Raw genomic sequence first — 13,636 nt, forward strand, 5'->3', positions numbered from 1 at the left:
GGGCGCGGACCGCCGCTAGCATGAGCGCGATCCCCTCCGCCGGGTCGGCCGCAGGGCGACCTCCTCCTGGAAGCAGGCACTCCGCCGTGTCCCCGCTCGTTCTGAGGTCCGCCGCCTCCGCGGTCCTCGTCGCCGCCCTGGCGATCACCTCCAGCCCGCTCGCCTCCGCCGCACCGGCCGCCGCGCCGTCGGTCGCCTCCGTCGCCGCCTCCGACGCGCCCCGCTCGATCGTGCTCCCCGAGGGGCAGCCGCTCTGGCAGCCCAGCGCCGAGTCCCCCCTGCCCGCCGCGACCGACCAAGCGCCGAGCGCCGCCCGCGCGAGCGCTGCCGCGTCGATCAGCGGCCGAGTCGTGGTCGAGGAGGCCGACGGCTCGATCGCGACCACCACCCCTCGTGGCGCCCTCCTGAACGTCGAGGTCTGGTCGAGCGAGGCGGGGCTCCTCGGGAACCGCTCCGTCGCCGGCGACCTCACCTTCAGCATCGACGGGCTCACCGCCGGGCAGACCTACTACCTGCTGATCAAGGACAACGCCGACCTGTACGCCGACCTCTGGTCCGGCGGCAGCGCCGTCGCCCGCAGCGCCGAGCCGCTCCAGGCCCCTGCGGCCGGCGTGCAGCTGCGCACCGCACGGCTGGGCTCACTCGAGGGCCGCCTGAGCGGCGTCGCGGGCGACCAGCGCGTCGACATCTGGTACCGCGACCCGGGCACCGACGGCTACTTCCGCACCGGCGAGCTCGATCTGATCACGGGCGGCGACAACCCGTACTCGTTCCAGCAGGTCGTCCCCGGCGACTACCTCGTCCGGGCGTCGAGCCAGAACGACGTGATCGACGACAGCTACTGGGACCACGTCCTGCGCTCCGGCGACGCGGGCGACGTGCGCGTCCCGGTCGGCGGATCGGCCGCCGGGATCGACCTCTCGCTGAGCAGCGACTACCAGCAGTACACCGGCCGCCTCGCCGGATCGGACCGCTACGCGACCTCGGTGGAGGCGACGAGCTACTTCTCCCCGGGCATCCCGGTGCTCTACGTGGCGAGCGGGGCGAACTGGCCGGATGCGCTGAGCGCCGGCCCGGCCGCCGCCGCCCTCGGAGGCGCGCTCCTGCTCACCGATCCCGACCGGCTGCCGCGGGTCGTCTCCGACGAGATCGGCCGCCTCCGCCCGGAGCGGGTCGTGGTCGTCGGCAGCGAGCTGAGCGTGAGCGCCGGGGTCCTCTCCGCGATCCGCTCGATCGTCGGCGGCACCGAGCGCATCGGCGGGACGGACCGCTACGACACCTCCCGCCGGATCGTCGCGGACGCCTTCGGCACCGGCCCCTTCTCGAACATGTTCGTCGCGACCGGCACGAACTTCCCCGACGCCCTGTCGGCCGCGCCGATCGCCGGCTGGCGTGCGCAGCCCGTCCTGCTGGTCGACGGAGCGACCTCGAGCGCCGACTCCGCGACCGAGACCGCAGTGCGGGACCTGGCTCCCGAGCACGTGGAGTTCCTCGGCGGCGACCCCTCCATCCGGGACGCGTACGTGGCGGACTTCGCGCGTCGCGGCCTCGCCCCCTCGGTCTCGAGGATCGCCGGACGCGACCGCTACGAGACGAGCGTCGAGCTGAACAGCGCCTACCCCCAGTCGCTGCTGCAGGACAGCGTCTTCCTCGCCGCGGGATCCTCCTTCGCCGACGCCCTCTCGGGAGCGACGACGGCGGCGGCCCTGGGCTCGTCCGTGCTGCTGACCGAGCGCGACTGCGTGCACGACTCGACGCTCGCCTTCATGGCCTCCAGCTCGAAGAACTACGCGTTCCTGCTCGGCGGGGAGCCGACGCTCACCGAGGACGTGGCGAACCTCCGCAACTGCGAGTACGACTTCTGAGACGCGTGCTCCCGGGGTCCGGGGCTAGGGTGCGAGCATGCCTACGAGCGATGAGACCTGGACCCTGGCCGAGCACGACGTACCGGTGTACCGCAGCGGTGAGGGCGGCCGGGCGCTGATCCTGATCCACGAGGTCTGGGGGGTCGACGGGCACATCCGCTCGGTCGCCGACCGCTACGCGGCCGAGGGGTACAGCGTCGTCGCCCCCGAGCTCCTGGCCGACAGCGGCCTGCTCGAGCAGCTCGACGAGGAGCAGCGCGCGGACTACGACCACCCGGTGCGGCGCCTGCCGCGCCAGGTCGAGCTGCGCACCTTCTTCGCCCCCGTCTTCACCCCGGAGCACGCGACGCGCACCGTCGCGATCCTCCGCGCCCTCGTCGAGCGGCTCCTGCGGCAGGAGGGCGCGACCAGTGTCTCCGTCACCGGGTTCTGCTACGGCGGCACCTTCTCGTGGGCGCTCGCGCTCGCAGAGCCGCGGCTGGCGGCGGCCGTGCCGTTCTACGGGCACGTCACCGCCTCCGCTGAGGAGCTCGGCGCTCTGCAGGTGCCGGTGCTGGCCTTGCTGGGCGACCAGGACGCTCCCCTCGTCGAGCAGGTGCCGCGCCTCCGCGAGGCGACCGAGGGCAAGGACGTCGAGGTCGTCGTCTACCCCGGCGCGGGCCACGCCTTCTTCAACGACGCGAACGAGCAGACGTACCAGGCCGAGGCGGCGACCGACGCCTGGCCGCGGGCGCTCGCGTTCCTCGGAGCGCACGCGGGCTGAGCGGGCTGCGCGGCCCTGCCTGGCGCGCGGTCAGGCGGCCTCGCGCAGTCGCCCTCCGGCGAGGTGCAGGTGTCGCTGCGCACGGCGGGCGACGGCGGAGTCGTGGGTGACGAGGATCAGGGTCAGCTCGCGCTCCCACCACAGCTCCTCGAGCAGCAGCATGATCTCGTCGCGGGTGCCCTCCTCGAGCGCGCCGGTCGGCTCGTCGGCGAGGAGCACGCGGGGAGCCTCGACCAGTGCCCGGGCGATCGCGACGCGCTGCTGCCGGCCGCCCGAGAGCTCGGCGGGGAGGTGGTCGACCCGGTCGCCGGGACCGACGGGCACGAGGGCCGCCCGGGCCCGCTCCGCCCTCTCGCCGGCGCGGACCCTCTGTAGGGCGAGGGCGGCCTCGACGTTCTCGAGCGCCGTGAGGGTGGGGATCAGGTCGACGTTCTGGAACACGATTCCCACCTCCGTCCCGCGCACGGCGGCGAGGGCGCCGTCCGGTGCGGAGGAGAGCTCCCTGCCGTCGAGCCGGACCGAGCCGGACGTCGGCCTGTCGAGGGCGCCGAGCAGCTGCAGCAGAGTCGACCTGCCGCCGCCGGTCGGGCCCTGAACGGCCACCATCCGGCCGTCGGGGACGGTGAGGGTCACGTTCGCGAGCACGGTGACCGCGGTCTTCGCTCCCCTCCGAGGTGGGCGAGCGCGGATCGCTCGGCTGCCCCGACCGGAGGGAGGCCTCCTCTCCGGAGCGTCGCCGCCCGCTGTGCGCTCCCGATGAGCGGTGCCCTCTCCTCCGGGGGCAGCCCTCCTCCCGGGGCGGCCCCCTCCTCCCGGGCGCCCGCTCTTCCCGGGGCGGTGCCCGCGGTCGTAGGCTCGCGCACATCCGCAACGGGGGAGGGGCCGACGATGACCGCCACGAGAGAGACCGCCGCCCCACCCGAGCTCAAGCGGGTGCTCGGCCCCAAGCTTCTGCTGCTGTTCGTGGTCGGCGACATTCTCGGCACCGGGATCTACGCGCTCACCGGGCAGGTCGCGGCCGAGGTCGGCGGGGCCGCGTGGCTCCCCTTCGTGATCGCATTCGTCGTCGCCACCCTGACCGCCTGCTCCTATCTGGAGCTGGTGACGAAGTACCCGCAGGCGGCCGGCGCCGCGCTCTACGCGCACAAGGCGTTCGGGATCCACTTCGTCACGTTCCTCGTCTGCTTCACCGTGATGGCGAGCGGGATCACCTCGGCCTCCGCCGCCTCGGGCGCCTTCGCGAGCAACTTCGCGATCGGGTTCGGCCTCGGCGACGGTGCGGGGACGCGCCTGAGCATCGCGCTGGTGTTCATGGTCTGCATCGCCCTGGTCAACCTGCGCGGTGTCGCCGAGAGCGTCGGGCTGAACGTGGTGCTCACCCTCATCGAGCTCTCGGGCCTGCTGCTGGTGATCTTCGTCTGCTTCTTCGCGGTGTTCGGCGGGCAGGCCGACTTCTCGCGGGTGGTCGCGTTCGAGGCACCGGAGGACAAGTCGCTGCTGCTCGCGGTGAGCACCGCGACCTCGCTGGCGTTCTTCGCGATGGTCGGCTTCGAGGACTCGGTGAACATGGCGGAGGAGACGAAGGAGCCCAGCCGTATCTTCCCGCGCGTGATGCTCACGGGTCTCGGCATCACCGCCGTGGTCTACGTGCTCGTGTCCACGCTCGCCGTCGCGATCGTTCCCGTGGGGGAGCTGGCCGGCAACGACACTCCGCTCGTCACGGTCGTCGAGGCCGCGGCGCCCGACTTCCCGATCTCGACGCTCCTGCCCTTCATCTCGCTCTTCGCCGTGGCCAACAGCGCGCTGATCAACATGATGATGGCCAGCCGCCTGCTCTACGGGATGAGCCGCCAGGGGGTGCTGCCGCCGTTCCTGCAGAACGTGCTGCGCGGACGGCGCACGCCGTGGGCCGCGATCCTCTTCACGACGGTGATCGCCCTGCTCCTCACCGCCTACGTGTCGCGGGACCCCTCCGACCCCATCGCGGTGCTGCTGGGCGGGACCACCTCCCTCCTCCTGCTGGCGGTCTTCGCCGTCGTCAACGTCTCCGTTCTGGTGCTGCGGCGCCAGCCGGTCGAGCACCGGCACTTCCGGACCCCCACCGTGCTGCCGGTGCTGGGCGCGATCGCCTGCGTCTACCTGGTGCTGCCGATCACCTCGGGACGCGACACGGCCCAGTACGGGATCGCGGGGGTGCTACTCGTGATCGGCGTCCTGCTCTGGGCGGCGACCTTCATCGACCGACGGGTCCGCGGCTACGCGCGCACCGCCGCGATCGCTCCGGAGGAGCTCGACGCCGATCCCGCCGAGGACTCATCGGGAGCGCACAGCGACGGCATCGGCCGGTCATAGCCGATCCATAGGGAACTCCCGATACTGGAGTCATGAGCACCCCGGCCCCCTCGAAGCACCTCGCCCCCGCGCAGCGCACCCGCCTCAAGCGGGCCGACGGGACGCCGATCCGCGTCCTCGTCGTCGACGACGAGAGCACCCTCACCGACCTGCTCCAGATGGCGCTGCGCTACGAGGGCTGGGAGGTGCGCACCGCCGCCGAGGGCCGCGCCGCGATCACCATCACCCGCGAGTTCCGGCCCGACGTGATCGTGCTCGACGTGATGCTCCCCGACATCGACGGCCTCCAGGTCCTGCAGCGGGTCCGCGCCGACGGCAGCGAGACCCCGGTCCTCTTCCTCACCGCGAAGGACGCGCTCGACGACCGGATCGCCGGGCTCACCGCCGGCGGCGACGACTACGTCACCAAGCCCTTCTCCCTCGAGGAGCTGGTCGCGCGGATGCGCGGCCTCATCCGCCGCAGCACCCTGCTCGCCAACGACGCGGACGACCCCGAGGTCGTCGTGGGGGACCTGGTGCTGAACGAGGACAGCCACGAGGTCCGCCGGGGCGGCGACGAGATCGAGCTGACCGCCACCGAGTTCGAGCTGCTGCGCTTCCTGATGCGCAACCCGCGCCGTGTGCTCAGCAAGGCCCAGATCCTCGACCGGGTCTGGTCGTACGACTTCGGCGGCAAGTCGAGCGTGGTCGAGATCTACATCTCGTACCTGCGCAAGAAGATCGACGCCGGCCGCTCGCCGATGATCCACACGGTGCGCGGCGCCGGCTACCTCCTGAAGCCCGCCGACCAGTGAGCCGCCCCGGCCGCCCGTCGCTCGGCGACTTCGCGACCCGCTCCGCCCTCCGCCGCTCCCGGAACGGCCGGCGCGCGCCGTGGACCCTGCGGCGGCGGATGGTCGTCGCCGTGGTCGCGCTCGTCGCGGTGACGGCGGGCGTCGTGGGAGCGGTCAGCGTGCTCTCGGCGCGCTCGATCCTCTACGGCAGCACGGATGCATCGCTCAGCCAGTCGATCACGCGCCTCCAGGACTTCGACGGGCCGAGCCGCTTCGGCGGGTCGAGTGCGATCGAGCAGGCCACGACCTGCCCGAGCGGATCCTTCGGGAGCGGCCCGAGCCAGAACCTCAGCACCATCACCGCCGTCCAGGGCTCGGACGGCTCCTTCATCGGCGCCTACGTCGATGCCGACGGGGTCTGCCGGCAGTTCTCGGACCCGGCCGACTCGGTGCTCGCGGCCGCCGTCGCCGCGGGGGGCGAGGAGGCGACCATCGAGCTGTCCGGGAGCCTCGGGACGTACCGCGTGCGCGCGGCCGCGGTCGAGGGCTCCGTGGTCGTCGTCGGCGTCCCCCTGGGCGAGGTCGCCGAGACGCTCGCCTCCCTCACCTGGGTGGTCGTCGTGGTGGTGCTGCTGGCGATGCTGCTCGTCGCCCTCGTCGCCACCGTGATCATCCGCGTGGCCCTGCGGCCCCTGGAGCGCGTGGAGGCGACGGCGACCCGCGTGGCCGAGCTGCCGCTGGACCGCGGCGCCGTCGAGCTGGTCGAGCGGGTCCCGGAGGAGGACGCCGACACCCGCACCGAGGTCGGCCGCGTCGGCGCCGCCTTCAACCGCATGCTCGACCACGTGACCGGTGCTCTGGAGTCGCGGCAGGCGAGCGAGGACAAGGTGCGGCAGTTCGTCGCCGACGCCTCGCACGAGCTGCGCACCCCCCTCGCGGCGATCCGCGGCTACGCGGAGCTGCCCCGGCGCGGCGGGACCGAGCTGCCGGAATCGGCGGCCTACTCCCTCGACCGCATCGAGTCCGCCGCCACCCGCATGACCTCGCTGGTCGAGGACCTCCTCCTGCTCGCCCGCCTCGACGAGGGCCGCGACCTCGAGAAGGAGCCGGTGGATCTGACACTGCTCGTGATCGAGGCGCTCTCGGACGCGCACGCCGCGGGCCCCGACCACGAGTGGGACCTCGAGCTCCCCGAGGAGCCGATCGAGATCCGCGGCGACGCCTTCCGGCTGCACCAGGTGGTCGCCAACCTGCTGCGGAACGCGACCGTGCACACGCCCCCCGGCACCCGGGTCGTGGCAGCGCTCGCCGAGGAGGTGGCGGAGGGGCGGCCGATCGCTGTCGTGACGGTCACCGACTCCGGCCCGGGCATCGCGCCGGAGCTGGTGCCGGTGCTGTTCGAGCGCTTCGCCCGCGGCGACTCCTCCCGAGCCCGCACGACCGGATCGACGGGGCTGGGCCTGGCGATCGTGGCGGCGGTCGTCGACGCCCACGGCGGGCGCGTCCTCGTCGCGTCCGAGCCGGGGCGCACGAGCTTCCGCGTCGAGCTGCCGGCGGGCTGAGGGCCGCTGTGCGGTCTGCAGGCGACTGTGCGGTTTGCAGGGGACTGTGCCGTTTGCAGGGGACTCTACGGGTTGCAGGCGACTGTGCCGTTTGCAGGCGATCGTGCGGCCTGCAGGGGATCGTGCGGTCTGCAGGGGACTGTGCCGTTTGCAGGGGATTGTGCCGTCTGCAGGGCATCCGAGCGAGATGCCTCGTTCTGCGAGCAGAACGTCTCCGGACTCGGCCGATCCCCTGCGAATCGCACCTGCGAATCACCCAACGTCCTGCAGATCGCACGCACACCTGCAGATCGCACACACACCTGCAGATCGCACACACACCTGCAGATCGCACACACACCTGCAGATCGCACACACACCTGCAGATCGCACACACACCTGCAGATCGCACGCGCTCCTGCGCACCGCACCCGCCCCGGCAGTCCGAGCTGAGACCCCGGCCCGCCCCGCCTTACACCGAGACGCCGAGCCGGCGGCGCGCGTCGTCGAGGGTCCGCACCACGGCGACCACCTCGTCGAGCGGGTGCAGCGGCGACTCGCTGCGCCCCTCCGTCACGTACTGCGCGACGTGCAGCGCCTCCCAGGCGAGGCCCTCGCCGCCCTGGAGCGGCGTCCGGTCGATCCACGATCCGCTCTCGGAGCCGCGGGTGAGCGTCACGCCGCCCGGCGTCCAGAACGACGGATGCACGTCGATCCGCCCCGCGCGCCCCGCGACGCTCGCCGCGTGCCGGGTGTCGGCGAGCACGGTCGAGGTGGCCACCGACTGCACCCCGTGCGCGTGGCTGCCGACGATCGTCGCGGTCGCGTCGACGCCGGTCGAGGTCAGGCTGCCGGCGACGACGGTGCTCTGCGGGGTGCCCGCCACCATGGAGACGAAGGAGGAGGCGTAGACGCCGACGTCCAGCAGGCCGCCGCCCGCGAGCGCCGGGTCGAAGATGCGGCTGGAGGGGTCGAAGTCGAAGGCGGCGCCGAAGTCGGCCGAGACGACGGCGGGCGCGCCGACCGCTCCGTCCGCGAGCAGCTGCCGCACGACGTCCATGTGCGGCAGGTAGCGCATCCACATCGCCTCCATCGCGAACACTCCGGCGTCGCGCGCGGCGTGCACGATCATCTCGGCCTCGCCCGGGGTCGGCGCGAACGGCTTCTCGACCAGGATGTGCTTGCCCGCGGCGATGGCGAGCAGCGCCTGGCGGGCGTGCTCCGAGTGCGGGGAGGCGATGTAGACGACGTCGACCTCCGGATCCTCGACCACGGCCTCGTAGCCGGCCGAGGCCCGCTCGATCCCGAACCGGCTCGCGAACCGCTCCGCGCGCTCCAGCGAGCGGGAGCCGACCGAGACCACGCGCTGCCGGGTGTGCTTCTGCAGCGCCTCGACGAAGGAGCCGGCGATCGAGCCGGGGGCGACGACGCCCCAGCGCAGGACGGGGGAGTCGAGGAGGGAGGGGAATCGGGGCTCGGGGAGCGTCAGTGCCATGCGTCCACGCTACGGCCCCGCGCCCGGCGGGGGCGAGGGGGTGCGCGGCGGTCCCCTAGGGTGTGACGGCACGCGCAGTCGCGGGCGGAGGAGGACGTCATGCCCGAGTGGTACACCCTGGGCGTCGTCGCCCTCGTGATCGTCGCGGTGGTCGTCGCGATCGTGCGCTTCCGGTTCAACCCGGTGCTGGCGCTGGCCGTCGGAGCCGCTGCGATCGGCCTGCTCACCGGTCTCGGCCCCGTCGACACCGTCTCCACGATGACCACCGGCTTCGGCGAGGTGATGATGGAGGCGGGCCTCCTGATCGGGTGGGGCGTGCTCATCGGCGCGATGCTCAACGAGATGGGCGCCGTCGTCCGGCTCGTCGAGGGCCTGATGCGCGTCTTCGGCCGCCGCGGCATCCCCTACGCGCTCGGACTCTCCTTCGCCACCTACCTGCAGACGATCTTCGTCGACGCGCTGATCGTGATCGCCGCCCCCCTCGCCCGGCGGATCGCACCGCGGCTGGGGCGGGCCGGCACCGGCATCGTCGCCGTCACCTTCGCCGTCGGGCTCGAAATGGGCATCGTGATGATGGTGCCGGGGTTCGCCGCCGTCGCGCTCGCGGGGCTGCTCGGAGTCCCCCTGGGCGTGATGATGCTCGGCGGGTTCGCGGTGGTGGCGCCGACGGTCGTGGTCACGATCCTGCTGATGTCGCTCGCGTTCCGCCTCGGCTTCTGGGACCCGGCCCGCGACGAGCAGCTGGTCGTGCGCGACGATACGACGGGCCTCGCGACCGTGGGAGCGGGATCCTCCGCGGAGTCCGCTCGGCTGCCGACGTTCGGCGCGAGAGCGCTGCCCGGGGCGTCCTCGGGCGCACCAGGAGGGGCGGTGGACGCGTCGCACGACGACTCGGACGGAGGGAGCCCGTCCCCCGCCGAGCCGGACGGCGCTCGCGAGCGCCCGCTCCTGCTCCTCTTCGCTCCCATGCTCCTCGCCCTGCTGCTCATCGCCGCGCAGGCGGTGCTCACCGTCTCCGGGATCGAGCTGCCGGTGCTGCAGTTCCTCGGGAACCCCGTCATCGCGCTCCTCCTCGCCGTGATCGGCACCGGAGTCGTCGGCCGGTCCACCGTGGGCACTGCGCGGATGGAGAAGGCGGTCGCCAAGGGCTTCCAGGACGGCGGGCAGATCTTCCTGCTCACCGGCGTCGGCGGGGCGCTCGCCGCGGTGATCGCGCAGGGCGACCTCGGCGAGATCCTGAAGGGCTACTTCTCGACCTCGGCGACCGCGCCGCTGCTGCTCGTCTGGGTGATGGCGGCCGTGCTGCACATCGCGGTCGGCTCGGTCACCCTCTCGGCGATCACGGCCGCCGGAGTCGTCGCGCCGGTCGCCGCCACGCTCGGCCTCGACCCGCTGCTGATCGCGCTCGCCGCGGGCTCCGGCGCGCTGTTCTGCATCCACGTCACCTCGAACACCTTCTGGCTGCTGCAGAGCTTCCTCGGCCAGTCGGTCCGCGGCGCCCTCAAGTCGGTGACCGTCGGCGTCTCCCTCGCCTCCGTCCTCGCACTCGGCGCGACCCTCGTCCTCTCGCTCTTCCTCTGACCGGACCGGCCGTCCTCCCTCCGCGAGATGCCAGTCCGGTATGCGACACGCCCGCCGAGGCGTACCGATGTGGCATCTCGCGGACCTGACCCGGCCGACACGCGACGGAAACATGGAGCCTCTATCTTCCTGAGAGGGTTCACATCCGATTCGGAGATCCAGACGCCGACGGGGGCCCGATCCGTTCCGTCACGCCTCGACAAGGGAAGAACTCCGCTTGAGATCTCGAACCGCCCTCGCCTCCGGATGCGCCGCGCTCGCGCTCGCCGCCGGCGGCCTCCTGGTCGCGCCGCCCGCGACCGCCACGACCGCGGCACCCGCCGACTACACCCGCGTGGACATCGTGCGTCCGCCGTCCGCCCCGATCGCGGTGCCGACCAGCTACCCGCAGCAGACCCCGCTGACCGAGGTGCCCGTCGACCCGACCGACGCCTCGCTCCTGCGCGGAGTCACCCCCTACGACGCCATCGCGCCGCAGCTCAACGCGCTCGCCGCCCGCTCCGACCGGGTCTCGACCCAGGTGGTCGGGAAGTCCGGCCTCGGCCGCGACATCTATCTGGTCACCGTCACCGCTCCCGAGACCGAGGCCGAGACGGCGCAGCAGGCCGAGTGGCGCGACCGGCTCAAGTACGAGCCCGCCGCCGCGGCCGCCGACGTCGAGCTGATGGACGGGTACAAGGTGCCGGTCTGGTTCAACGGCAACATCCACGGCAACGAGTGGGAGGGCAGCGACGCGATCCTCGAGTACATCGAGGGCGTCGCCACCGCTGAGGACGCGGAGACGGAGGCGCTGCTCGAGGGCAACCGCCTCTACTTCACCGTCACGAACAACCCCGACGGCCGCGCCCTCGGCCAGCGCGCCGTCGCCGCGGGCTACGACCCGAACCGCGACATGATCACCGGAGCCACCAGCGAGGCGGCCGTGATCCGCGACCTCTCCAGCGTCCTCCAGCCCACGTACTTCATCGACATCCACGGCTACACCGGGATCCTCCAGGTCGAGCCCTGCGGCCCGCCGCACGGCGAGAACTACGAGTACGACCTCTTCCTCCCGCACGCCTACGCGACCGCACTCGAGATCGAGCGCCGCGTCGTCGAGGCCGACGTGCCCGGCAACACCTACCTCGCCGAGGACGGCAGCGCCACCACGGACAACACCGGGAAGATCCTCATCCCCTACCGCGACATCCGCGCGGGCTGGGACGACTGGCCCCCCATCTTCGCTCCGCAGTACGTCGCCTTCCAGGGCGCCATCACCAACACGGTGGAGCTGCCGCTGGGCCGCACGGCGAACACCACTCCGGAGGAGATCGCCCAGGGCCAGGCCAACGCGGACATCGACGTCGAGGTCGCCGGGATCGTCATGGACGCCTCCGTCGACTACATCGAGGCCAATCGCGACGCCCTTCTGAGCAACCAGGTCGCCATCTTCGAGCGCGGCGTCACCGGCGCCCCCGCCGTCGAGATCCCCGCCGACGTCTCCGCGGCCGACCTGCCCGCGGGCATGCCGACCGAGTGGACCGAGATCTGGGACGAGACCGACGTCTACACGACCGAGTACCCGCGCGCCTACATGATCCCGGTCGACGGCACGCAGCGCTCCGTCTCGGACGCCGAGACCCTCGTCGAGCAGCTCCTCGCCCACGGCGTCGAGGTGTCGCGGACCACGTCCGCCACGAGCGTCGGAGGCGTCTCCTACCCGGCGGGCACCTACCTGGTCGACATGCACCAGTCGGTCCTCGGTCTCGCCAACGTCCTCCTCGCCGACGGCAGCGACATCTCGAGCCGCGTGCCCGAGATGTACGACGTCTCGGCCTGGAGCCTCTCGCTCCTCTGGGGCGCCGACGTGCAGGCGATCGGCTCCACCACGGACGCTCTCCCGGCCGTCGGCCTGGAGCCGGTGACCGCCGTGGCTCCGACCGGCTCCGTCCCGGCGGGCGCCGACTACCTCGCCTTCGAGCCGCGCGGCGTCCTGGAGTACCAGGCCGTCAACGCGCTGCTGGCCGACGGAGTCGCGCTCGAGCAGTTCGAGGACGGCACCATCGCCCTGCGCGCCGACGCCGCCGGACTCGCCGCCGCCGAGGGGGCCGCCGCCGTCTTCGGCGTCGACTTCACCGCGACCACCGCCGACCGCGTGCGCGCCGAGGACGGGAAGGCGCTCGACACCCTCCGCATCGCCTACTCCGGCACGAACGAGGACCGCGACGCGCTGGCCAAGCTCGGCTTCGCCGACGCGGTCGCCGTGGACGCGGACGCGCTCGCCTCGGGCACCGCGACTCTGGACGGCGCCGACGTGCTCTACGTGGGACGGGCCCTCTCCTTCACCCCGGAGCAGGCCGCGGGCCGCGCCGTGGTCGAGGGGTTCCTCGCGGCGGGCGGCGACGTCGTCGGCCGCGGCGGCGCAGGAGCGGCCTTCGTGTCCGACTTCGGCCTGGCCGAGCTGACCGCGCAGACCGGCACCAGCGGCTCCAACGGCATCGTCTCGGTCGAGACGCCGGCCGGCGGAGTCCTCGGCGACTACCCGCAGGACACCGCCTTCGTCTCGCCCGCGCTGTGGTTCGGCGGCTTCGACGAGTCGGTCGCGGTCGAGCAGAGCTACTCGGAGGACGGCACGTTCGTCGCCGGGCACTGGGTCGACTCCGAGGGGCAGTCCCGGAGCGACGCGGCCGGTCAGGCCTCGGCCGTCTCGTTCTCGACGGAGTCGGGCACCGAGGGCTTCCTCTTCGGCACCTCGCCGGTGTTCCGCAACCACCCGGTCGGAGCCTTCAGCGACGTCGCCCGGGCGCTGCTCGCCGTGGCGCCGGAGGGCGCCGCCGTCGAGCTGCCGGGGACCCCGGAGCCCACGCCGACGCCGGAGCCGACCGGCTCTCCGGAGCCGACCGCGACGCCTGAGCCGACCGCGACGCCTGAGCCGACCGCGACTCCGGAGCCCACGGCGACGCCCGAGCCGACCGCGACGCCCGAGCCGACCGTGAGCCCCGAGCCCACGGCGACCCCGGAGCCGACGGTCGTGCCGACCGCCGGACCGACCGCCACGGCCGCGCCGATCACCGCGCCGACCGGCCCCGGCGGCCTCTCCTCCACCGGAGTGGAGACCGGCTCCTGGCTGCTGCTCTCGGGAGGTGCTGTCGCCCTCGGCCTCGGCTCGCTCCTGATCGCCCGCAGCCGCCGCCGTGAGGACCAGGAGGCCTAGCCTCCGCCTCGGGGAGGGATCGGGCGCCCGCCGCCCGGTCCCTCCCCGAGGCGGAGGCTAGGCCTCCTGGTCC

9 protein-coding genes are annotated in these 13,636 nt (G+C 73.0%); 7 read left to right on the forward strand and 2 right to left on the reverse strand.

What is annotated here, in order from left to right; all coding sequences use genetic code 11:
• The first annotated feature begins 86 nt into the window (after positions 1 to 86).
• Positions 87 to 1,865 carry a cell wall-binding repeat-containing protein gene (locus tag C5D08_RS12955; RefSeq protein ID WP_104277378.1) on the forward strand — a complete coding sequence of 593 codons (1,779 nt, stop codon included), beginning with the start codon at positions 87 to 89 and terminating at the stop codon, positions 1,863 to 1,865.
• 37 nt (positions 1,866 to 1,902) lie between these two features.
• Positions 1,903 to 2,628, forward strand: coding sequence for a dienelactone hydrolase family protein (locus C5D08_RS12960; RefSeq protein WP_104277379.1), 726 nt, complete (start codon positions 1,903 to 1,905; stop codon positions 2,626 to 2,628).
• Positions 2,629 to 2,658: 30 nt separating this feature from the next.
• On the opposite strand, the gene C5D08_RS12965 is transcribed toward C5D08_RS12960, so the two are convergent.
• On the reverse strand, positions 2,659 to 3,261 hold the full coding sequence (locus tag C5D08_RS12965; RefSeq protein WP_308471634.1) for an ABC transporter ATP-binding protein: 603 nt from the start codon (positions 3,259 to 3,261) through the stop codon (positions 2,659 to 2,661).
• Positions 3,262 to 3,516: 255 nt separating this feature from the next.
• Here C5D08_RS12965 and C5D08_RS12970 point away from each other — a divergent pair, with 255 nt between their 5' ends.
• The 3 genes from C5D08_RS12970 to C5D08_RS12980 are packed head-to-tail and all read left to right on the forward strand — an operon-like array spanning position 3,517 to position 7,315.
• Positions 3,517 to 4,980, forward strand: coding sequence for an APC family permease (locus C5D08_RS12970; protein WP_104277380.1), 1,464 nt, complete (start codon positions 3,517 to 3,519; stop codon positions 4,978 to 4,980).
• Positions 4,981 to 5,012: 32 nt separating this feature from the next.
• Entirely contained in the window at positions 5,013 to 5,774 is a 762-nt protein-coding gene (locus C5D08_RS12975; protein WP_104223650.1) for a response regulator transcription factor, read from the forward strand.
• Positions 5,771 to 7,315, forward strand: a complete 1,545-nt coding sequence (locus C5D08_RS12980; protein ID WP_258067403.1) for a cell wall metabolism sensor histidine kinase WalK — start codon at positions 5,771 to 5,773, stop codon at positions 7,313 to 7,315. The genes C5D08_RS12975 and C5D08_RS12980 overlap by 4 nt, the downstream gene beginning before the upstream one ends.
• A gap of 451 nt (positions 7,316 to 7,766) precedes the next feature.
• On the opposite strand, the gene C5D08_RS12985 is transcribed toward C5D08_RS12980, so the two are convergent.
• Entirely contained in the window at positions 7,767 to 8,789 is a 1,023-nt protein-coding gene (locus C5D08_RS12985; protein ID WP_104277381.1) for a Gfo/Idh/MocA family protein, read from the reverse strand.
• A gap of 99 nt (positions 8,790 to 8,888) precedes the next feature.
• On the opposite strand from C5D08_RS12985, the gene C5D08_RS12990 reads away from it, so the two are divergent.
• Both C5D08_RS12990 and C5D08_RS12995 read left to right on the forward strand, forming a co-directional pair.
• A complete protein-coding gene (locus C5D08_RS12990; protein WP_104277382.1) occupies positions 8,889 to 10,370 on the forward strand; it encodes a GntP family permease in 1,482 nt (493 codons plus the stop codon).
• 217 nt (positions 10,371 to 10,587) lie between these two features.
• Positions 10,588 to 13,563 carry a M14 family zinc carboxypeptidase gene (locus tag C5D08_RS12995; protein ID WP_104277383.1) on the forward strand — a complete coding sequence of 992 codons (2,976 nt, stop codon included), beginning with the start codon at positions 10,588 to 10,590 and terminating at the stop codon, positions 13,561 to 13,563.
• The last annotated feature ends 73 nt before the right edge of the window (positions 13,564 to 13,636 follow it).

The sequence above is a fragment of the Rathayibacter sp. AY1B6 genome (assembly GCF_002932755.1).
GTDB lineage: Bacteria > Actinomycetota > Actinomycetes > Actinomycetales > Microbacteriaceae > Rathayibacter.

Coding starts and splice junctions, on each gene's coding strand:
- C5D08_RS12970 (WP_104277380.1), top strand. CDS start 3,517: ATGACCGCCACGAGAGAGACCGCCGCCCCACCCGAGCTCAAGCGGGTG.
- C5D08_RS12975 (WP_104223650.1), top strand. CDS start 5,013: ATGAGCACCCCGGCCCCCTCGAAGCACCTCGCCCCCGCGCAGCGCACC.
- C5D08_RS12985 (WP_104277381.1), bottom strand. CDS start 8,789: ATGGCACTGACGCTCCCCGAGCCCCGATTCCCCTCCCTCCTCGACTCC.
- C5D08_RS12960 (WP_104277379.1), top strand. CDS start 1,903: ATGCCTACGAGCGATGAGACCTGGACCCTGGCCGAGCACGACGTACCG.
- C5D08_RS12990 (WP_104277382.1), top strand. CDS start 8,889: ATGCCCGAGTGGTACACCCTGGGCGTCGTCGCCCTCGTGATCGTCGCG.